Annotated in this window: 20 protein-coding genes and 1 tRNA gene; 13 read left to right on the top strand and 8 right to left on the bottom strand. The window is 31.7% G+C overall.

Annotation, left to right across the window (positions count from 1 at the left end):
* Nucleotides 1-98 precede the first annotated feature (98 nt).
* Both KK2020170_RS02575 and rbfA read right to left on the bottom strand, forming a co-directional pair.
* A complete protein-coding gene (locus KK2020170_RS02575) occupies nt 99-1,298 on the bottom strand; it encodes an ABC transporter permease (RefSeq protein ID WP_221259246.1) in 1,200 nt (399 codons plus the stop codon).
* 1 nt (nt 1,299) lies between these two features.
* Nucleotides 1,300-1,692, bottom strand: a complete 393-nt coding sequence (gene rbfA, locus KK2020170_RS02570; protein ID WP_221259245.1) for a 30S ribosome-binding factor RbfA — start codon at nt 1,690-1,692, stop codon at nt 1,300-1,302.
* Between the two features lie 206 nt (nt 1,693-1,898).
* On the opposite strand from rbfA, the gene mce reads away from it, so the two are divergent.
* The 3 genes from mce (at nt 1,899) to KK2020170_RS02555 (ending at nt 2,890) form a co-directional block, all read left to right on the top strand.
* On the top strand, nt 1,899-2,300 hold the full coding sequence (gene mce / locus KK2020170_RS02565; protein ID WP_221259980.1) for a methylmalonyl-CoA epimerase: 402 nt from the start codon (nt 1,899-1,901) through the stop codon (nt 2,298-2,300).
* Nucleotides 2,301-2,387: 87 nt separating this feature from the next.
* Nucleotides 2,388-2,461, top strand: a tRNA-Ile gene (locus KK2020170_RS02560).
* A gap of 225 nt (nt 2,462-2,686) precedes the next feature.
* Nucleotides 2,687-2,890, top strand: a complete 204-nt coding sequence (locus KK2020170_RS02555; protein WP_221259244.1) for a hypothetical protein — start codon at nt 2,687-2,689, stop codon at nt 2,888-2,890.
* A 12-nt stretch (nt 2,891-2,902) separates the two neighbouring features.
* Here the strand turns inward: KK2020170_RS02555 and KK2020170_RS02550 are convergent, their stop codons facing one another.
* Nucleotides 2,903-3,493 carry a riboflavin synthase gene (locus tag KK2020170_RS02550; RefSeq protein ID WP_221259243.1) on the bottom strand — a complete coding sequence of 197 codons (591 nt, stop codon included), beginning with the start codon at nt 3,491-3,493 and terminating at the stop codon, nt 2,903-2,905.
* 57 nt (nt 3,494-3,550) lie between these two features.
* Here KK2020170_RS02550 and pdxA point away from each other — a divergent pair, with 57 nt between their 5' ends.
* The 6 genes from pdxA to accC all read left to right on the top strand — a co-directional run bounded on the left by pdxA (nt 3,551) and on the right by accC (nt 8,560).
* The gene (pdxA, locus tag KK2020170_RS02545) at nt 3,551-4,594 is read left to right on the top strand and encodes a 4-hydroxythreonine-4-phosphate dehydrogenase PdxA (RefSeq protein WP_221259242.1); all 1,044 of its coding nucleotides are present in this window, start codon (nt 3,551-3,553) and stop codon (nt 4,592-4,594) included.
* Between the two features lie 88 nt (nt 4,595-4,682).
* Entirely contained in the window at nt 4,683-5,234 is a 552-nt protein-coding gene (locus tag KK2020170_RS02540; RefSeq protein ID WP_221259241.1) for a YceD family protein, read from the top strand.
* A gap of 2 nt (nt 5,235-5,236) precedes the next feature.
* Nucleotides 5,237-5,431 (top strand): 50S ribosomal protein L32, encoded by a 195-nt coding sequence (rpmF, locus tag KK2020170_RS02535; protein ID WP_221259240.1) that lies wholly within the window; start codon nt 5,237-5,239, stop codon nt 5,429-5,431.
* Nucleotides 5,432-5,590: 159 nt separating this feature from the next.
* A complete protein-coding gene (locus KK2020170_RS02530; RefSeq protein ID WP_221259239.1) occupies nt 5,591-6,589 on the top strand; it encodes a beta-ketoacyl-ACP synthase III in 999 nt (332 codons plus the stop codon).
* A 33-nt stretch (nt 6,590-6,622) separates the two neighbouring features.
* Nucleotides 6,623-7,120 carry an acetyl-CoA carboxylase biotin carboxyl carrier protein gene (gene accB / locus KK2020170_RS02525; RefSeq protein WP_221259238.1) on the top strand — a complete coding sequence of 166 codons (498 nt, stop codon included), beginning with the start codon at nt 6,623-6,625 and terminating at the stop codon, nt 7,118-7,120.
* A 96-nt stretch (nt 7,121-7,216) separates the two neighbouring features.
* Nucleotides 7,217-8,560 carry an acetyl-CoA carboxylase biotin carboxylase subunit gene (gene accC / locus KK2020170_RS02520; protein ID WP_221259237.1) on the top strand — a complete coding sequence of 448 codons (1,344 nt, stop codon included), beginning with the start codon at nt 7,217-7,219 and terminating at the stop codon, nt 8,558-8,560.
* 38 nt (nt 8,561-8,598) lie between these two features.
* Here accC and KK2020170_RS02515 read toward each other — a convergent pair whose 3' ends face one another.
* The 5 genes from KK2020170_RS02515 to KK2020170_RS02495 all read right to left on the bottom strand — a co-directional run bounded on the left by KK2020170_RS02515 (nt 8,599) and on the right by KK2020170_RS02495 (nt 16,526).
* Nucleotides 8,599-8,937 (bottom strand): helix-turn-helix domain-containing protein, encoded by a 339-nt coding sequence (locus KK2020170_RS02515; RefSeq protein ID WP_221259236.1) that lies wholly within the window; start codon nt 8,935-8,937, stop codon nt 8,599-8,601.
* A 154-nt stretch (nt 8,938-9,091) separates the two neighbouring features.
* Nucleotides 9,092-9,604: a hypothetical protein gene (locus KK2020170_RS02510; RefSeq protein WP_221259235.1), complete on the bottom strand. Its 513-nt coding sequence runs from the start codon at nt 9,602-9,604 to the stop codon at nt 9,092-9,094.
* Between the two features lie 7 nt (nt 9,605-9,611).
* Nucleotides 9,612-10,130: a hypothetical protein gene (locus KK2020170_RS02505; protein WP_221259234.1), complete on the bottom strand. Its 519-nt coding sequence runs from the start codon at nt 10,128-10,130 to the stop codon at nt 9,612-9,614.
* Nucleotides 10,131-10,338: 208 nt separating this feature from the next.
* Nucleotides 10,339-12,240: a S9 family peptidase gene (locus KK2020170_RS02500; protein ID WP_221259233.1), complete on the bottom strand. Its 1,902-nt coding sequence runs from the start codon at nt 12,238-12,240 to the stop codon at nt 10,339-10,341.
* 92 nt (nt 12,241-12,332) lie between these two features.
* Nucleotides 12,333-16,526: a reprolysin-like metallopeptidase gene (locus tag KK2020170_RS02495; RefSeq protein ID WP_221259232.1), complete on the bottom strand. Its 4,194-nt coding sequence runs from the start codon at nt 16,524-16,526 to the stop codon at nt 12,333-12,335.
* Nucleotides 16,527-16,758: 232 nt separating this feature from the next.
* Here KK2020170_RS02495 and KK2020170_RS02490 point away from each other — a divergent pair, with 232 nt between their 5' ends.
* The 4 genes from KK2020170_RS02490 to KK2020170_RS02475 all read left to right on the top strand — a co-directional run bounded on the left by KK2020170_RS02490 (nt 16,759) and on the right by KK2020170_RS02475 (nt 21,205).
* Complete coding sequence (locus KK2020170_RS02490) at nt 16,759-18,021, top strand: dicarboxylate/amino acid:cation symporter (protein ID WP_221259231.1); 1,263 nt, start codon at nt 16,759-16,761, stop codon at nt 18,019-18,021.
* 2 nt (nt 18,022-18,023) lie between these two features.
* Nucleotides 18,024-18,719: a DedA family protein gene (locus KK2020170_RS02485; protein WP_221259230.1), complete on the top strand. Its 696-nt coding sequence runs from the start codon at nt 18,024-18,026 to the stop codon at nt 18,717-18,719.
* Nucleotides 18,720-18,837: 118 nt separating this feature from the next.
* Nucleotides 18,838-20,535, top strand: coding sequence for a tetratricopeptide repeat-containing sensor histidine kinase (locus KK2020170_RS02480; RefSeq protein ID WP_221259229.1), 1,698 nt, complete (start codon nt 18,838-18,840; stop codon nt 20,533-20,535).
* A 10-nt stretch (nt 20,536-20,545) separates the two neighbouring features.
* A complete protein-coding gene (locus KK2020170_RS02475; protein WP_221259228.1) occupies nt 20,546-21,205 on the top strand; it encodes a LytR/AlgR family response regulator transcription factor in 660 nt (219 codons plus the stop codon).
* Nucleotides 21,206-21,283 lie beyond the last annotated feature (78 nt).

The following is a 21,283-nucleotide window of genomic DNA, read 5'->3' as shown; positions in this document are numbered from 1 at the left end:
ATCTATTTTTCAATTATTATTAATATAGTTATAATAATTTTTTTTGTGAATTACACAAAAACAATAACATTGCATTACTAAAAAGTTGAGGTCTTGTCTTACTCCAACAACTTCTTAGTAACACTTCTACTTGCTAAAAACGAAGCTAAATAGCCCAACAATAAAATAGTAACGGCTACAATTAGTAAATTTTCAAATTCAAACTTTGTTGGATAGGCTAAAGTTGAAGTAATCATTAATAATTCAAACTTTTGTTGAAGAAAAACTAATAAAGCACCAAGAGCGATTCCAATTATTCCGCCAATAAAAGTTAAAAGTAAACCTTGAAAAAGAAATATTTTTCTAATATTACTAATTGAAGTTCCTAAATTAAGTAGTGTTTTTAAATTGGTTTTCTTTTCAATAATCATCATTATCAATGCACCAATTAAATTAAAAAGAGCAATAATTAACACTAAAGTGAAGATTAAATACGTAGCAATATTTTCAGTATTCAACATTTTATACAAAGCATCATTCAACTGAATTTTATTCTTAATAAGAATATTGTTTCCGAAAATCGATTGTAATTCACTGCGAAAAGTGTTTTCTTCTGTTTCGGGTTTTGTTTTTAATTCAATTGAAGAAACTTGATTTTTCTTCAATTGCAATAATTGCTGTGCCAAAGCTAATTCGCAATAAACATATTTATTATCTACATCTTCATTAATGTTGTAAATGCCAACAGTGTTTAAATTCGCAATTAAAAAAGCGTCGTTTTCATCTTCAATTAATCCTTTTCCTGCTTTTGGGGCATATACTTTTAACGGAGAAGTGTAACTGAATAATCCTAAACCAAGTTTTCGGCTAATTTCTGCACCTACAACAACATCGCTAGATTTTGGGGTTAACCAATTGCCAACATATAAATGTTCGTTTAAATTAGATACGTTTATAAAGTTTTCATCAACACCTTTTAGATACGCAACTTGCTCTTTATCATTAAAAGAAAACATTACACGCTCTTCAACAATTTTACTATACGAAGCTATTGAGGAATTAGAATTAATTTTTTGAAGTTGGTCTTCTGATAGTGTGATTAATTTTCCTTTTGTAGGTTCTAACTTATAATCGGGATCAGTGGCGTTTGTAAAACTCAAACTAAAATCACGTAAACCACTAAAAACCGACAAAACCACAAACAAAGCCATAGTGCCAGCAATAATTCCAAAAGAAGCAATAAACGTAATAATATTAATTGCCGAATTTTTGCTAAAACTTATTGCATAACGTTTTGCTATGTAGAAAGGAAAATTCAAATTACGATTTCTTTCTTTTGGCTAATAAATCAGGATTTTCAACTGGATTTTCTTTGCCCGAAAGCGCATTGTCGATTTTCTCAATATAATCTAAACTGTCATCGATATAGAAAATTAAATCGGGTACTTTTCGCAATTGGTTTTTAACACGTTGTGCCAAATCGTGTTTAATTAAAGAGTTATTTGTTTTAACTGCATTTAAAATTTCGCCACCTTTATCTGATGGAAAAACACTTAAGTAAACTTTTGCAATCGACAAATCACTTGTAACATTAACCTTAGAAACCGAAATGATAAGATTAGAAATTCCGTTCTTTCTAATTTCACCTTGTAATATATCTACCAAGTCATTTTGTAATAACTGACCTATTTTTTTTTGTCTATTTGTTTCCATACTGCAAAAGTACATAATAATATAATAAGGTGATTTAGTTTTTAGTAGCGAAACTTTGTTTTATTTTTGTAAACCATTTTCCCGCTGTTCGCTTTAATATTTTGTTTTGTCATGTTGAGCTTAGTCGAAACATCTTTTTAAAAAAAACAAAACAAAATGATTTTCGCTTCCATCGGGGCTAGTTTGTAAACCATAAAATAGTTATGATGAATAAAATTGAACATATAGGGATTGCTGTAAAAAGTTTAAAAGAATCAAATTTAGTTTTTGAAAAATTATTTGGACAACCTGCTTATAAAGAAGAAGAAGTAGAAAGTGAAGGGGTTAAAACTTCATTTTTTATGAACGGACCAAACAAGATTGAATTGTTAGAAGCAACTAAGGAAGATAGTCCAATTGCAAAGTTTATCGACAAAAAAGGCGAAGGAATTCATCATATAGCATTTGATGTAGATGATATCGAAGCAGAAATTTCAAGATTAAAAGAAGAAGGGTTTATTGTTTTAAACGAAAAACCAAAAAAAGGTGCCGATAACAAGTTGGTTGCATTTTTACATCCTAAATCTACAAATGGTGTTTTGATTGAACTTTGTCAGGAAATAAAATAAATAATTTTGTTGAATTAAAAAATAGTAGTAATATTGCACACTCAAATGAAACCAAGGTTTTGTTTGAATTTAGTGAAATGCTAAACTGGTCCTATAGCTCAGTTGGTTAGAGCACCTGACTCATAATCAGGTGGTCCCTGGTTCGAGCCCAGGTGGGACCACAAAGGAAATTATAGCCGATGAATGGCTATTTTTTTCGAAGCGAACTTAAAAAATTAAGTTTTTTTTAAGTTTTTTTTATAAAAGTATTGATTAATATAAAAATATTTATATTTTCGTATTTTACAAATAAGAACTAATATTGTGATGTTTAGAGATTGTTAATGAATCAATAAGAAAACATAAATTAGTTTGTAATTAAAAAATAAATTTTACTTTTACGGCCTATGAAAATAGCAGTACAAAAAATAGTTGTTGTGGTAATGTTAGTATTAAGTAGCCAGTTTGCTATGGCTCAAACGCCTCCGCCACCAACGCCGCCACCTGGTTTACCAATTGACGGTGGTTTGGTTGCCATGTTTTTTGTGGCCTTAGTTTTAGGATACTTTATTTCAAAAAAATATTTGTTTACAAAAAAGAGCTCTTTATAGGAGCTCTTTTTTTTATTTCTGTAATTCGTAAATTCTTTTTACATACTTTCCAATAACGTCAAATTCTAGATTAACTATAGTACCAGTCTTAAAATATTTAAAGTTTGTATGTTCAAACGTGTAAGGTATTATAGCAACACTAAATTCGTTTTCTTTTGAATTTACAACGGTAAGACTTGTTCCGTTTACAGTAATTGAACCTTTTTCAATGGTAATATTGCTTAAATTTTTGTCGTATTCAAAAGTAAAAACCCAACTTCCATTTTCGGTTTCTATTTTTTTACATGTAGCGATTTGATCAACGTGACCTTGAACTATATGACCATCTAAACGGTCGCCAAGTTTCATCGCTCTCTCTAAATTAATAAATTCTCCAGTTTGCCAGCTTCCAATATTTGTTTTCTTTATGGTTTCATTTATAGCTGTGACTGTGTATAAATCATTCTCAATTGCAACAACAGTTAAACATATGCCATTATGTGCGACACTTTGGTCAATTTTCAACTCAGAAGTTATTTCAGAATTGACTGTAATGTGTAAGTTATCTTGTTCTTTTTCAATTTTGGTTATTTTTCCTAAGGTCTCTATTATTCCTGTAAACATAACTAGAATTTTATTACTAAATTTGCAATTCAAAATTAAGCAATAAAAAAACCAAAAATGGTTAAAAAATCAGAAAATATTATTGTAGGAATTTCTGTTGGTGATTTAAACGGAATTGGTGCAGAGGTCATTTTGAAGACTTTTGAAGATTCTAGAATGTTTGAACTTTGTACGCCTGTAGTTTTTGCAAACGCTAAGATTATTTCTTTTTTAAGAAAAAATTTGAATATAGAGATTCATATTAATGGCATTGATAATTTAAGTCAAGTTGTATCAGGTAAGTTTAATGTGTTAAATGTATGGAAAGAAGGTGTTAATCTGGAGCATGGTAAATTGGACGACAATGTAGGTAAATATGCAATTAAATCATTTGTTGAGGCTACCAAAGCTTTGAAAAACGGCTTAATTGATGTTTTAGTAACAGCTCCTATTAATAAATACAATATTCAGTCTGACGAATTTAAATTCCCTGGTCATACAGATTATCTAGATAAAGAGTTGGATGGTAATGCACTTATGTTAATGGTTCATGATAAGTTAAGGGTAGGCCTTTTAACCGATCATATTCCTGTTAATGAAGTTGCTTCTAAGATTTCAAAAGAATTGATTGAGGAAAAAGTTGAAACAATAAAGAATACTTTAATTAAAGATTTTAAAATTGCTAAACCTAAAATTGCGGTTTTAGGATTAAATCCTCATAGTGGAGATAATGGTGTTATAGGAAAAGAAGACGAAGAGGTTGTAAAGCCTACATTAAAAAAACTTTTTGATAATGGAACAATGGTTTTCGGACCTTATTCTTCTGATAGTTTTTTTGGAAGTAATATGTATCAAAATTTTGATGCAGTTTTAGCAATGTATCACGATCAAGGATTAATACCTTTTAAAACACTGTCGTTTGGCAAAGGGGTTAATTATACAGCAGGTTTAGAAAAAATTAGAACATCTCCAGATCATGGAACAGCTTTTGAAATTGCTGGAAAAGGAATGGCCAATCATGATTCTTTTAAAGAGGCTTTGTATTTAGCTTTAGATGTTTTTGCTAATCGAAACGAGTACAAGGAGTTAACCGAAAATCCTTTAAAAGTGAGCCAAAATTAGTTTTGAACAAAAAAATGTTCATAACAAGTTTTGTTTTATAATAATTTTAATATCTTTGCAACCCAAAATAAAGGGGTCGACTGTTGTTATGAAAAATTTAAAAGCATTTTTAATTCCTTTTACGGGATTGAAAATTGGGAAGCATCAGTTTGATTATCATATAGATAATTCGTTCTTTGAATGCTTTGAATATGTGGAATTTAATTCTGCAGAAATCAAAGTAGATTTAGTTTTAGAGAAGAAAAGTACAATGTTAGAGTTGTATTTTAAACATAGTGGAACTGTAAATGTTCCTTGCGATATCACAGGTGAGGATTTCGATTTGCCAATTAAAGGTAAATTAAAGGTAATCGTGAAATTTGGAGAAGAATTTAATAACGAAAACGAAGAGTTGTTAATTTTGCCTCATGGAGAATTTCAGGTTGATATTTCACAATATGTTTATGAAATGATAGTGTTGTCAGTACCTGCTAAAAGAATTCATCCAGGAGTTGAAGATGGAACTTTAGAGTCAGAAGCTATTGAAGCATTAGAAAAACTTTCTCCAAAAATTAATGAAGAAAAAGAACCAGAAGATGAAATAGACCCTAGATGGGCAGAATTAAAAAAACTATTAACGGATAAAGATAAAAATAAATAAAAATGGCACATCCTAAGAGAAGACAATCGTCAACAAGAAGAGATAAGAGAAGAACGCACTACAAAGCGACAGCTCCTCAAATTGCAACATGTCCTGTAACTGGTGAAGCACATTTATACCACAGAGCTTATTGGCATGAAGGTAAATTGTACTACAGAGGACAAGTTGTTGTGGATAAAACAGAAGCAGTTGCTTAATTGTTTTAGAGATAGAATTAAATAAAACTCTCACATTGTGAGGGTTTTTTTATTATGTTTTAGATTTACAAAATCTATGTTTAATTCATCTCATTTGGATTTTTTTTCGTAATTTCCACCACTTTTTTGATGTTATAAGTCGAAAAGAAACTATTTTTTATGAGTAAAATAACTGCCGCAATAACTGCAATAGGATCTTATGTTCCTGATTATGTGTTGTCTAACCAAGTTTTAGAAACATTGGTAGATACTAATGACGAATGGATTACCACAAGAACAGGAATTAAAGAAAGGCGATTACTTAAAGAAGAAGGACAAGGGACTTCTTTCCTTGCTATAAAAGCAGCCCAAAATTTATTAGAAAAAGCAAATCTTGACCCAAAAGAGATTGATTTGATTATTATGGCGACAGCTACTCCAGATATGCCTGTGGCTTCAACTGGAGTATATGTTGCAACACAAATTGGCGCTACAAATGCTTTTGCTTATGATTTGCATGCCGCTTGTTCAAGTTTTCTTTATGGAATGTCAACTGCCTCTGCTTATATAGCATCAGGAAAATATAAGAAAGTATTACTAATTGGAGCTGATAAAATGTCTTCAATTATTGATTATACAGACCGCGCAACTTGTATCATTTTTGGTGATGGAGGAGGCGCTGTTTTATTTGAACCAAACACTGAAGGTCTTGGATTACAAGATGAGTTTTTAAGAAGTGATGGAATTGGTCGTGAATTCTTAAAAATTGATGCAGGAGGTTCAATTTTACCTGCTTCTGAAGAAACGGTAAAAAACAAGCAACATTATGTTTTTCAAGATGGAAAAACAGTTTTTAAATATGCTGTTTCGGGGATGGCTGACGTAAGTGAGAAGATTATGCAACGTAATAATTTAACTCACGATGATGTAAATTGGTTAGTAGCTCATCAAGCAAATAAGCGTATTATTGATGCTACTGCAAGTAGAATGGGTGTAGACGAGTCTAAAGTTTTAGTAAACATTCACCGTTACGGAAACACAACTTCAGCTACTTTACCTTTGTTACTAACTGATTTTGAAGACAAATTAAAAAAAGGAGACAATATAATTTTTGCTGCATTTGGTGGTGGTTTCACATGGGGAGCTATCTACTTAAAATGGGCATATACAAAAAAATAACAAACAAACTTTACTAAACCAAATTTCAATATTATGGATATTAGAGAAATTCAAAACCTAATTAAATTCGTAGCAAAATCAGGAGCTACAGAAGTGAAGTTAGAAATGGATGATTTTAAAATCACTATTAAAACTGCTCCGGACGGAGAAGCAACTACGACTTATGTTCATCAAGTTCCAGTTTCGGCAGCATTACCACAGGCGGCGGCTCCTCAACCAGTTGCGCCAACTGCTCCAGCTGCTCCAGCTGCAGCGCCGGTTGCTACAGAATCTGCTTCAGATGATAGTAAATATATCACTGTAAAATCTCCAATCATCGGAACATTCTATAGAAAACCAGCTCCAGACAAACCAATGTTTGTTGAAGTAGGTTCTACTATTTCAAAAGGAGATGTAGTTTGTGTTATCGAAGCAATGAAATTGTTCAACGAAATTGAATCAGAAGTTTCAGGTAAAATTGTTAAAGTTTTAGTTGACGATTCTTCTCCAGTTGAATTTGATCAACCATTATTCTTAGTTGATCCATCTTAATTTTAGATTTTAGATTTCCAGATTTTAGATTTCAGAAACATCTGAAAAGTCTATCTGTCTATAATCTAAACGTCTAACAATCTAAATTAGAAGATTATGTTTAAAAAAATATTAATTGCAAATAGAGGGGAAATTGCACTTCGTGTAATTCGAACTTGTAAAGAAATGGGCATTAAAACTGTAGCAGTATATTCTACAGCTGATGCAGATAGTTTGCACGTGCGTTTCGCAGATGAGGCGGTTTGTATTGGACCTCCACCAAGTAACCTATCGTATTTAAAAATGTCTAATATCATTGCAGCAGCAGAAATTACGAATGCTGATGCAATTCATCCAGGATATGGATTCTTATCTGAAAATGCTAAGTTTTCAAAAATTTGTGAAGAGCACGGAATTAAATTTATCGGAGCTTCTGCAGAAATGATTGAAAAAATGGGAGATAAAGCTACTGCAAAAGCTACTATGGAAGCGGCAGGAGTTCCTTGTGTTCCAGGTTCAAAAGGGATTTTAGCTTCTTATGAAGATGCTAAAAAAACAGCTAAGAAAATTGGTTACCCTGTAATGATGAAAGCTACTGCTGGAGGTGGTGGTAAAGGTATGCGTGCCATTTGGAAAGAAGAAGAGCTTCAAAAAGCATGGGAAAGTGCTCGTCAAGAAGCTGCTGCTGCTTTCGGAAACGATGGTATGTATATGGAAAAACTAATTGAAGAACCACGTCACATTGAAATTCAAGTAGTGGGTGATTCATTTGGTAAAGCATGTCACTTATCAGAAAGAGATTGTTCAGTACAACGTCGTCATCAAAAGTTAACGGAAGAAACTCCTTCTCCGTTCATGACAGATGATTTAAGAAATGCAATGGGTGACGCAGCAGTAAAAGCGGCAGAATATATTAAATATGAAGGCGCTGGTACAGTTGAGTTCTTAGTAGATAAGCATAGAAATTTCTATTTTATGGAAATGAATACGCGTATTCAGGTAGAACATCCTATTACAGAACAAGTTATCGATTACGATTTAATTCGTGAGCAAATATTAGTTGCGGCTGGAGTGCCAATTTCGGGTAAAAATTATTTCCCACAATTACACTCAATAGAATGTCGTATTAATGCGGAAGATCCGTATAATGATTTCCGACCTTCGCCAGGTAAAATTACCGTTTTACACGCGCCAGGAGGACACGGAGTTCGTTTAGATACACATGTGTATGCTGGATATACTATTCCACCAAATTATGATTCTATGATTGCGAAGTTGATTACGACTGCACAAACACGTGAAGAAGCAATTAACAAAATGAAACGTGCTTTAGATGAATTCGTAATTGAAGGTATTAAAACTACCATTCCTTTCCACAGACAGTTAATGGATGAACCAGATTATGTAGCTGGTAATTATACCACTAAGTTTATGGAAACTTTTAAAATGAAAGAAATTTAAAAAATATAAAATCCCGAGTTTTTCTCGGGATTTTTGTTTTAAACAAAGTGTAGGTTTTTGTTTTTATATCCTTCAAGAAATTTAATATGTTGTCTAAGTTCCTGAATTAAGTTCTCTTTTTCACGTAATTCTCGCTCATATTTACTAATCCTTCTATCGTTCATAGGTTCATCAATAGTAAAAAAGTAATCTGGACTTACGTTCAACAATTCGGTTATTCTTTTCAAATGCGATTCCCATGAATGCGTATAGCCTGATTCTAATCTAGCATAAGCAGATTGAGAGATTCCGAGTAGATTTGAAAAATCTTCTTGCGTGTAACCGTTAAACTTTCGTAACAGTCTTAGCTTTTTAAAATTAAATTTGTCAATATTCATAATTCTGTTGTTTTATCCAAAATTATGCTGACTTAAAATGATTTATACAACTGAATTCAGGGGTGTTGTGTTTTTTTGTCATTGCGAGCGAAGCGAAGCAATCTTTTCGATTCTTTTTGTTTGCACGATAAACATTTACGCGTTATCGGATTATTTAAGTATTAATATTTTGTCTTTTATAAATGTAAGAAATAATGGAGATTGATAAGAATATCAAGCCTGCATATAAATCAATTTTATTGTTGTGTTTTTTTATTGTATCAATTTCATTTAAAAAAACAAAATCTTTATTTCGTATTCCAAAAACTAAAATATCTTTCTGTTTAAAAACATCACTCTTTTTTGGTATTGAAATATTTATAATATCTCCTTTTTGTATAGAATAAAACGCTCCTGCTTTAAAATCGTCTATAAAATCAGCTTTTATTATAAAGTGACAAGAATAATCAACTAATTTGATATAATATAATCTTCGTCCTCTTGATTCATTTTTGAAAGAATAATATTCAACTTTATTTCTTAGGGTAATTAAATCATTTTCACTTTTAACATTGTTTTTTGTTATAAAAAATAAAAACGAGGTCATGCTTAAAAAAAAAGAAAGTGAAACAATTCCATACTTATCTCTATCAAACCACGGAGCAATTTTGTTAAAAAAATTTTTCATTTAAAATTTACATTATAGTAAGTTTAACTAATAATTTCTCAACTTCCTCTTTCTGCTTAGCATATTTTTTTTGTACATCAGAACCTTCTTTCATTCGGTTGTAATATTCTATGGCTTTATTGCCAAAAGCTTTTTGTTGAAATGTTGATAATTCTGGAATTAAAGGAAATTCTTTGTGAAACAAGTTCTCATAATACGCTTGAAACTCGCGTTCGTTTTTATCTTCAACTTTACATTTCTCCGATTTCTGTTTTACATGCAACATTTCATGCGCTAATAAATTCAGCATCAAGAACAATGGAAACTCAAAAGCATTTGCAGGTAATTTAATTAGTTGTTTGCTTCCGATTACTCCATTTGTAGTTAACAGAATAAAACTTGGTTCCGCTTTTTCGGTTAATTCAAAATGGGAAAAGTTTTCTTGTTCTAATTCATATACTTTTACTAACCAATGCGCCGCTTCAATGGTTAAACCCAATTGAGCAAAACCTTTTATTGTTTTTTCTATTTCGGAAAGTGCAATCATGTATTAAAACTACAAATTTTGTTTTATAGCCCCGATTGAGGTTTTGTTGGAGCTCTTAAACGGTTCTCGATACATTTTGTTTCGTCACTTCGAGTTTTCGCTATGCGAAAGTATCGAGAAGTGAAACAAAACACTCGAACTGACGTTTAAAGCGACTACCGAAAGCGGGACTACTTATCTTCTATCTTGAATTTTCTGCTTCTAAAAATTATAAAGTCTCTTTCAACCATTTAAAAAATTCACGTTGCCATACGATTCCGTTTTGTGGTTGTAAAACCCAATGGTTTTCTTCTGGAAAATATAGTAATCGACTTTTAATCCCTTTTAGTTGTGCCGCTTGAAAAGCTTCTAAAGCTTGTCCAATTGGTACGCGGTAATCTTTTCCACCTTGAACAATAAGAATTGGTGTATTCCAATTGTTTACTAAGTTAATTGGGTTAAATTCTTTGTAGGTTTTTTGTGCGGCTTTGTTTTCAGTTTCCCAATAAGCACCACCCATATCCCAATTGGTAAAGAAAACTTCTTCGGTTGTACCATACATGCTTTGCAAATTGAAAATTCCATCGTGAGCAATAAATGATTTAAAACGATTGTTGTGAATTCCAGCCAACTGAAATACCGAATAGCCACCATAGCTTGCGCCAACAGCCCCTAATCTCGATTTATCTACATACGATTCTTTAGCAACATCGTCTATAGCGCTTAAATAATCATCAATCGCTTGTCCGCCCCAATCTTTACTAATATTTTCATTCCATTTTACACCATGGCCAGGCATTCCTCTACGATTTGGAGCTACAACAACATAACCTTGTGATGCCATAACTTGGAAATTCCAACGGAACGAATAGAATTGTGAAAGTGCTCCTTGTGGACCACCTTGACAATATAATAATGTTGGATATTTTTTAGTTTTATCGAAGTTTGGGGGTAGAATTACCCAAACCAACATGTCTTTTCCGTCAGTTGTTTTTACCATGCGCTTTTCAACAGTTGGCAACGCTAATTTCGAATAGGTTTCGGTATTGATATTCGTAATTTGATTCCACGATTTTTTCTTTAAGTCGTAGCTAAAAATTTCGTTTGCATGATTCATATCGCTACGAGTAACTAAAATGGTATTTCCGTTGAAACCAATAATTTGATTCACATCAAATTGTCCTTTTGTAATTTGATTAACATGAACAGCAATTTTGGTTAAACCTGGAAAATTAACTTCAAATAATTGTTTGGTTCCATCAACTGGTGCTAAGAAATATACTTTTTTGCCGTCTTTGCTCCAAGTAAAACTATCTACAGTTCCGTCCCAAGCAGCAGTTAAATTAATGTCCATTCCTTTATGATGAACAATGATATCGTTTTTGTCAGCTTCATAACCATCGCGTTTCATTTGTAACCATGACAAATCTCCGTTTGGTGAAAATTGTGGTGCAACATCGTAACCCAAATTACCTTCAGTTAGATTTTTGGTTGTTTTTGAAGCAATATCGTATTCATATAAATCAGTATTTGTACTAATTGCATATTCCGTTCCGAATTTCTTTTTACTAACGTAAATTACTTTCGAACCATCAGGAGACCAAATATAATCTTCATCGCCGCCAAATGGTTTTTGCGGACAATCATAAGGTTCGTTAGCTAAAATATCAATTTCTATTCCTTTATTATTGGTGACAAAAACGTGGTTATGATTGCCTTCATTCCAAGTGTCCCAATGACGATAATCAAGATTATCATATACTTGTGCTTGACTTTTATCTAATTCTGGATAGAAATCGCTTCCTAAAACTTTTTCTGTTTTTACTTCTTTGTTGGATAAAATGGAACCCGTAGCGCTTACATTTTTATCGTGAACTAAAGTTGAGGCTTTGTCTTTTTCGATTTCAGTTGCATTACCGCCATTTACTGAAATGGTATAATACTTCGAGTGCGATTTATTTTCTTCAACCGAAGGAGTGCTTACCTTGTAAACAATGTTTTTTCCATCTTTAGAAATACCTAAAACCGAAACGCGCCCTAATTTCCATAATAACTCTGGTGTCATTATATTTTGAGCTGAAGCTGAAAGTCCTGCCATAATCAATACTATAAGTAAAAACTGTTTTTTCATCTTAATAAAAATTTGAGTTAAAATTACTCATTTAAATAGAATAAAAAAAGCCTTCCATATTGGAAGGCTTTTCAAAGTTTAACTCTAATTTCTTATTTTTTTAAGAAACGTTTTGTTGTTATTTTGTCGTTGTTTGAAATTTCTAAAATGTAATTTCCTTCTTGTAAGTTACTTACATTAATCATTTCGTTTGAAATTTTTCCATTTAAAACAACTTGTCCCATCAAGTTGAACACTCTAAATGTTGCATTTTCTGAAACTGAAGTTACGTTTAAAATATCAACCGCAGGATTAGGATAAATTCTAATTTCTGGAGTAGAAGTAATTGTTGAATTATCTTCAATTTCTTTACCTCCAGCTTGAATATTTACTGTATAATCTTCAACTTGTCCGTAAGAGAAAGCTTCACAAGAAGTAGGAATTCCATTATATTTCATAGAAACACGCATTCTTGTAGCTCCTAAACTTGCAGATGTAGGAATTGTAATATTTCCACTTACAGGTGTTGATTTAGTTGCTGCAATTGAAATCACTTGCTCACCTGCATCAGTAAAATCACCATCTTGATTAAAGTCAATCCAAACTGCATATCCTTCGCTATAAACAGTTCCTGTCCATAATGGTGTAATCGTTATCGTTTGAGAACTTCCTCTTGATACATTTGTTGAAACTGAAGTAAAATCTTCATATCCAGCAGTTCCAGTTGAAGAATTATTAATACTTCCGTAAACTACTCTTGAGATTCTCTCATCATTTGTATTATTTCCTTGAGAAGTACAATATGAAACAGGATTAGGATTTGTAACTGTAGCGCTTACTGAAATATCATCTATAGTTGCATCACCAGTATAGTTTGTTCCAGTGGTATTATTAAAACGCAATTGAACTGTAGAATAACTTGCTAAACTAACTGTGGCTGTTTGCCAAGCATTTCCTTGATCACCAGATTTTGTCCAAATTGTTGTCCAAGTTGAAGAACCATTAGCTCTCGCCTCTAATTTTAAAGTTCCCATAGCAGCACCATACATGTGGTATTGGAAAGAAACTGTAGGATTAGATAAACCGCTTAAGTTGAAACAAGGCCCTTCTAAAATACCAACTTTAGATGGATAGTTAGGACTTGAAGCTTCAATATACATGTAATATGAACCTTCTGCCGCTGAAGATGGTCCGGTTCCACTTGATGGCGTTCCAGATGCATCTCTTGTCCAATCCATATCATCAGAAGAACTTTGCGTCCAAGCACCTAAGCCGCTTTCAAATCCTTCATTATAAGGGAAAGAAGTTATTGTAGAAGTACATCCTGTACTTGCATTTGGTAAAGTTGTAACTGAAACTGTATTACTTGAATTTGAAATATTTCCAGCCGCATCTTTAGCTCTAACCGTAAAGCTATATGTTGTAGCTGCTGTTAAACCTGTAACATTGTAAGATGTAGTTGTAGCTGTTCCAATTTGAGTTGCGCCTTGGTAAACATTATAACCTGTTACACCCACATTGTCAGTTGAAGCATTCCAACTTAAATTTGTTGTGGTTTGAGTTGTACCTGAAGCTGATAAACTTGTTGGAGCAGTTGGAGCAGTTGTGTCTGCTGTTGCACCCGAAATATTTACTGTGTAATCTTCAACTTCTCCGTATGAGAATGTTTCACAAGAGGTTGGGATTCCGTTATATTTCATAGAAACACGCATTCTTGTAGCTCCATTTGTAGCTGTAGCTGGCACAGAAAAACTTCCGCTAACTGGAGTTGTTGTTGAAGCTGCCTTACTCCATACTAATTCACCAGAATCATCGAAACTGCCATTTTGATTATAATCAATCCAAACAGCGTAGCCTTCACTATAAGTTGAACCTGTCCATGTTGGTGTTACTGTAATCGTGTATGAATTTCCTTTAGTTAATCCTGTTGAAATACTTGTAAAGTCAGTGTAACCATTTCCTCCATTAGAACTATTATTAATTGTGTTTAACTGAACACGGCTAATATATTCATCTGCAACGCTATTTCCTTGAGATGTACAGTAAGTTGGTCCGGTTCCTCCACTTGATAATGTTGTTACTGATGCAGTATTACTTTGAGCTGATAAATTTCCAGCAGCATCTTTAGCTCTAACAGTAAAACTATAATTTGTAGCAGCCGATAAGCCAGTAACATTATAATTTGTCGAAGTTGAAGTTCCAATTTGGGTTGTACCTCTGTAAATATTATATCCTGTTACACCAACATTGTCTGTTGAAGCAGACCAAGATAAGTATGTAGTTGTTTGTGTTGTTCCAGACGCAGTTAAATTAAGTGGAGTAGAAGGTGCAGTATTATCAGCACCTGTTCCAGCTGTAATGGTGAAGTTTGAATTTGAAACATCAAAGAAAATATGATTAGTTCCTTTTACCATTATTCTACATTGAGAAGATGGTGTGTTAGGAATTGTTACAGCTTGAGAACCATCATTTGGTGTTGAAGCTAAAATTGTTGTCCAAGTTGAACCTCCATTTGTAGACAATAGGATATCAACATTAGCACAGTTTACTCCATTTGCTGTTGTTCCAGCAACGTTCCAAGTAACAGTTTGTGAGCTTCCGCCCACGTAAGAAACTGAAGTGTTTGGTGCGGTTACACTAAAAGGTCCAGCAGTCCCGTTTACCGTTACTACCATATCATCACTATTATTTGCTGAACCTCCAGCTCTATTATCACGAACCGTAAATCTAAAGTTTAAAGTTCTTGCAACAGATGATAATGCCTCTACAGTAATTTCAGACCCTGAAGTTGTAGTTGCACCAGCCAAAACTCTCGACATTTGTGGAAAATATCTTGTAGGTGATGTAGAAGGAGAATATGATCTAAAGTTTGGTCCAGATGTTTTTGTTGCACTAGCTGCTGAACTTGCTCCAGTTTGTGAACTTGAGGCATTGTCAAATTGTTCCCAAACATAAGTTAAAGCATCGCCATTTGCATCTGTACCTGTACCAGTTAACATGAAAGGAGTGCTTTTTGGAATTGTATAATTTGAACCAGCATTTGCAGTTGGAACACTATTTCCTGTATTTGTTACCGTTGGACAAGTTTTTCCTTTAATATTATTGGTCACTTGTTGAATACTAACTGCGTGAAAGTAAGCATCTGAATGCGCTTGGATATCTTGAGAAGTAATTCCAGCATATCCCATAATTGTTGATCCAGAACCAGGTTCCATATTTGCTCCAGTTCCTTCATTACTCATAGAGAAAGTATGGTTTGCTCCAAATTGGTGTCCTAATTCATGGGCTACATAATCTATATCAAAATTATCACCTTGTGGAACGCCATCTGCTGGTGAAGTATATCCAGATCCTTTTTGACCGTTAACGCAAACGCAACCAATACAACCAGCATTTCCACCACCACCATCTCTTCCAAAAAGGTGTCCGACATCATAGTTAGACTCACCAATTACAGATGTTAAAGTTGATTGTAATTGAGAATTCCAATTAGACATTGAACTTGATGGAGAATAAGGATCAGATGAAGCGCTTGTATAAATAACAGCGTCAGTATTTGAAATTAAAACCATACGTACGCCAAAGTCTTTTTCGAATACACCATTAACTCTTGTCATAGTGTTGTTAATTGCCGCTAGAGCATTTGCTTTTGTTCCTCCGAAATAAGCTGTATACTCTCCTGTAACCGACATCGCTAAACGGAATGTTCTTAACTTAGAATCGTCTGCATTTGGTCTTAAGTTTGCCCCAGTTGGAATTTGACTTGATAAATTATCATCAACTAAACAATCAAATTTTGTAAAAGCTTGTCTTTTGTCTGATTTTCTATAAACTGTATAAGAAGATAAATCTGTTGTATAAGGCTCAATAAATGTAGCCTCTTTATCTCCATATAAAGTCATTGTTTGGATTCCAAGTGGAGAAATACTAAAATAAATTGTAGCAGAAGGATTTTCAATTCCTTGACCAACATACGATTTAATTTCTGGATATCTTGCGGCTAAGTCTGGATCCATATTAGATTGTTCCCAAACTTGAAAATTTTCCATTTTACCTTCTGCGTTTGGAAATGAAATAATTGTTTTAGAAGTTTTTAAATTGGAATTCCTTTCAGGTAGATTTACCAATTTTTGTTGAAGTTTTTGAATGTCTAATTCAAAAAGTTTTGGATTACCAATAACGTTTTTATTGGCTACAACTTTAGCGTTGCTTTTTTTTGAGGTCGTTCGCCAAAATGAATCTCCATTTTGTCCAAACGAAAAACTCGTAACAGCTATTAATAGAATAGCTAATAGTTTTTGTTTCATAATAATATAGTATAAGGTTTGTTGAATTCAAATGTATATATATTTTTGTTACATTAATTACAGATTTTCTGTAAAAAATGTTAAAATATAACAAAAATCACTTTTTTGTTATTGTAAAATTTAGAGTTCCCTAATAATTGCAAAGGATTAATTGCTTTTGAATATTCTAGTTTTTAGGCTTCAGTTTTAGAAAAATATCCGTATTTTCACGTTTTCAAAAAGGTTTACACGAATGAAGAAATTAGCTTTACACTGGCAAATATTATTAGGAATGCTATTTGGGGTATTATTTGCAGTTTTATTGATACAATTTGATTGGGGAAAAGAATTCATTGTTGATTGGATAAAACCTTTTGGAAACATTTTTATTAATTTGTTAAAATTAATTGCGGTTCCTTTAATTTTAGCTTCGTTAATAAAAGGTGTTTCTGATTTGAAAGATATTTCGAAGCTTTCTCAAATGGGAGGAAGAACTATTGGTTTATATATTTTAACAACAGTATTTGCTGTTTCAATTGGGTTGGTAATTGTAAATATTGTAAAACCAGGAAGTTATATTTCAGAAGACACTCGAACTGAATTAGTGGGAAGCTATGCTAATGATGCAAACTCTAAAATTGCAGCGGCAGAAAATCAAAAACAAGCAGGTCCTTTACAAGCATTAGAAGATATTGTTCCTAGCAATATTGTAAAAGCAGCTTCAGATAATGGTAATATGCTTCAAGTGATCTTTTTTGCAATATTTTTTGGTATTGCCTTAATACTTATTCCACAAGAACAAGCACAGCCAGTTAAAGCCTTTTTTGATGGATTTAACGAAGTTATTCTCAAAATGATTGACATCATAATGCTAGCAGCTCCGTATGGTGTTTTTGCACTTTTAGCTTCTCTAATTGCTGAATCTCCAAGTTTAGATTTATTTAAAGCTCTTGGAATGTATGGACTTTCAGTTATTATTGGTCTAGTATTAATGATTGGCGTTTATATGCTTTTAGTTAGACTATTAGCTAAGAAGAGTCCAAAATTCTTCTTTAATGGGATTTCGCCAGCTCAACTTTTAGCATTTTCAACAAGTTCAAGTGCAGCTACTTTACCTGTAACTATGGAACGAGTAGTTGATAATTTAGGTGTAGACGATGAAGTAGCGAGTTTTGTATTGCCAATTGGCGCTACGATAAATATGGATGGAACAAGTTTGTATCAAGCAGTTGCTGCAGTTTTTATTGCACAAGCATTCGGTATGGATTTAAGTCTTGGCGCTCAACTTGGAATAATAGCAACAGCAACTTTAGCATCTATTGGTAGTGCTGCTGTTCCGGGTGCTGGTATGGTAATGTTAGTAATTGTATTAGCGCAAGCAGGAATTCCTGAAGCAGGTTTAGCTTTAATTTTTGCAATCGATAGACCATTAGATATGTGCAGAACAACTGTAAATGTTACTGGTGACGCTGCTGTTTCAATGGTTGTTGCAAAATCAGTAGATAAATTAGAATAGAAATGGAAGATTTTCATTGGACCAAATTATTTAATCCAGAGTTTTATATAACAATGGAAATTAATGGAGTTCCTATTGGAATTTACATGGTTTTATTTATTGTATTTGCTGAGACTGGTTTGTTTGCTGGCTTTTTCTTGCCTGGAGATAGCTTACTTTTTTTGTCTGGAATTTATTCGCGCGAACTTGTTGAAACCTTTTTTTATATTCCAAGTGATTTTTCTAATGTAACTATTTTGTCACTTTTAATTGCTGCTGCTGCAACTTTAGGTAATATTTTTGGTTACTGGTTTGGTGCAAGAAGTGGTCAATTCTTATATGAAAAGGAAGATAGCTTCTTTTTTAAGAAAAAGTACTTAATTGAGTCTCAAGTTTTTTTTGAAAGACATGGCGGTAAAGCAATAATTTTTGCTCGTTTTCTTCCTATTGTTAGAACGTTTGTTCCTATAATTGCTGGAATTGTTCATATGGACAAACCGAGATTTATGTTTTATAATGTTTTGAGTTCAATTTTATGGTCTTTTGCATTAGTTTTTGCTGGACATTATTTATATGGCTTTTTCCAAGATGAATTTGGATTAGACTTAAAGGAACACATTGAAAAAATAATCTTGATTTTAATTGCTGTTACTACTTTTCCTTTAGCTATGAAAGCTATTAAATCGAGAAGGAAAACTAAGAATAATGAAGAATTATAATTTTATAATTACGCTTAATAGAACGACTCGCTTAGTTTTACATACAAACTTAACTGCTTTTACATCATTTTTTTATTTGTAAAGTAAAATGAATTAATTTTATAGTTTAATTTAAATTATGAAGAGAGTAGTTTTACTTTTCTTGTTTTTATCTTTTTCAATTTTCTCTCAAAAAACTGAATACAATAACGCTGTTGTTTATTTACAAAACAATCAAATAGAAGAGGCTACATCATCTATTCAAATTGCAATTCGTAAAGCCAAAAGTAATAAATCTAAATACCATCTTTTATATTCAACTATTTTGAAATATCAAAATATATCAGATTCAAGTTTTTATTATATTACTAAAGCAGAAAATGATTACCGAAACAGAAAAATTGATGATAGTTTACTTTACACATATACACTTAAAACTGAGTTTTATCGATACTTTGGTGAAAGAAAAAAAGCAGACACTTGTCTTTTAAATATTGAAAAATTCAATCTTGATAAAATTAAGAATAAAGATATTGTTGCCTATGCTTTAAACAGAAAAATGGCAATTTTTAATGGTTATCATCATGGAAGCAAAGATACTTTAGAAATTATAAAACAAATAGCGAAGCAAATTATTAGTTTAGAAAAGCAAATTAACAACAAAGAAATTATTGCTTATACCTTAAATGAAGTTGCTCAAATTGAAGATTATAAAGGTGATAGAAATAAGGCGTTTGCTAAATATAAGATAGCTTTAAAGTATGCTCAAAAACACAAATTATTAAATGCAGAAATTGATATTTCCTATAATTTGGCAGCACTTTATGCGCGATATAGAAATGATAATAAAAAAGCAGTTGAAATATTAGAAAAATTAATTGAAAAAGTTGACAGTGGATCAAACATAAGACAAAAATGTAGTTTTTATCTACAAATAAAGGGATACTATAAAGAAACAAACCAAATTAAAAAAGCATTATATGCAGCCGATAAAGTTTACAAATATACTCAAGACATTAATAATCAAGAAGTCTATTTTAAACTTAATAAGCTCGAAAAAAAATATGATTTAGCGGAAAAAGAAAAACAAATTCAAGAAAATGAAAACAAGATCAAAATTCAAAATCTTGAAATTGAAAATAGTTCAAAAAAGTTTTGGTTGGTTTTTATCATTTTTATTTTAGTAACTATCGGAATTCTTACATTGACATATTTTTTCAAAAGAGAGAAAAAATCTAATAATGAACTTCGAATTTTGTCTGCAGAAAATGAGTTTTTATTAAGTGAGGCAAGTCATAGAATTAATAATAATTTACAGTTAATTCTGATTTTAATTAAAAATCAACAAGAAAAATTAAATAATACTGAGAAAATTGAATTTGAAAAAATATTAAAAAAAATCAATTCAATTGCTACCTTGCACAAACAGCTATATAAATCTAAAAATAAGCAGCAAATAGATTTAAGAAATTATCTTTTTGATGTGCATTTTAGCTTTTCAGATATATTTAATGAAAATAAAATTCAATCAAATATAAGTGCGGTTTCAATACTTGTAAAAATCGATTATGCTTTATATTTTGGACTAATTCTAACTGAATTATATATAAATTCAATCAAACACGCTTTTACTGATCAAGAAAAAAAAGAAATTAATTTTATCTTAAAAGTTGAAGAGAATCAAATCCAATTTTATTACAAAGACAATGGAAATTCAATTTTAACTAAAACAATTCCTAAGCCCAAACTAATTCATCAACTATGCAGGCAATTAGAAGTAGATTGTTGTATAGAAAATAAAAGCGGGTTTCAGTTTACATTTACTAAATCACTATAAACTTAAAATAATGAGTTTAAATACTAAAATACTAATTGTTGAAGATGAAATATTAATTGCAGATTTTATTGCAGACTTTCTAAAAATGAAAGGTTTTTCTGATATAGAAATGGCTCATAAGCCCGAAGTTGCAGTCAAATTTTTTCAAAGCTTTGAGCCCGAAATTGTATTAATGGATATTAATTTAAATGGAGAAAATGCTGGGATTGAATTGGCAAAAAACACGAATAAAAACGCCTCAATTATTTTTCTTACAGGACAAAATGATGAGGTTTTAATGAATAAAGCATTAGCAACTAATCCAGAAACATATTTAACTAAGCCAATAAAAGAAGATGATTTAATGGCGGCAATAAAGTTGGTGCTTTTAAAGAAACAACTGAATATTATTTCAATTAAAGATGGATACGATTATATAAAAATCAATCATGATGATATTTTATTTATAAAAAGTGACAACAACTACATAGATATTCAAACTACATCAAAAAAATATTCTATTCGTCAATCATTAGAAGGTTTTTTAGAAGAAATAGCAAATTCAAATTTTTTTAGAGTACATCGTTCTTACATTGTAAATGGTTCTAAAATTCAGAAAAAAACAAAATCAAGTTTATTTATTGAAAATCATGAAATTCCATTTTCAAAAAAATACGATTTTTCTTTTTAAATTTTATTCACATACAAACTTGGGTGCTTTCACACCATTTTTTTTCAAAAAATATAATATAGTTAATAGGTTTGTTTC

Origin of the sequence: Flavobacterium okayamense (assembly GCF_019702945.1) — a bacterium.
In the GTDB taxonomy this organism is placed as follows: Bacteria; Bacteroidota; Bacteroidia; order Flavobacteriales; family Flavobacteriaceae; genus Flavobacterium; species Flavobacterium okayamense.
The sequence above is the reverse complement of the archived record's forward strand: the minus strand, read 5'-3'. Positions and strand labels throughout refer to the sequence as shown.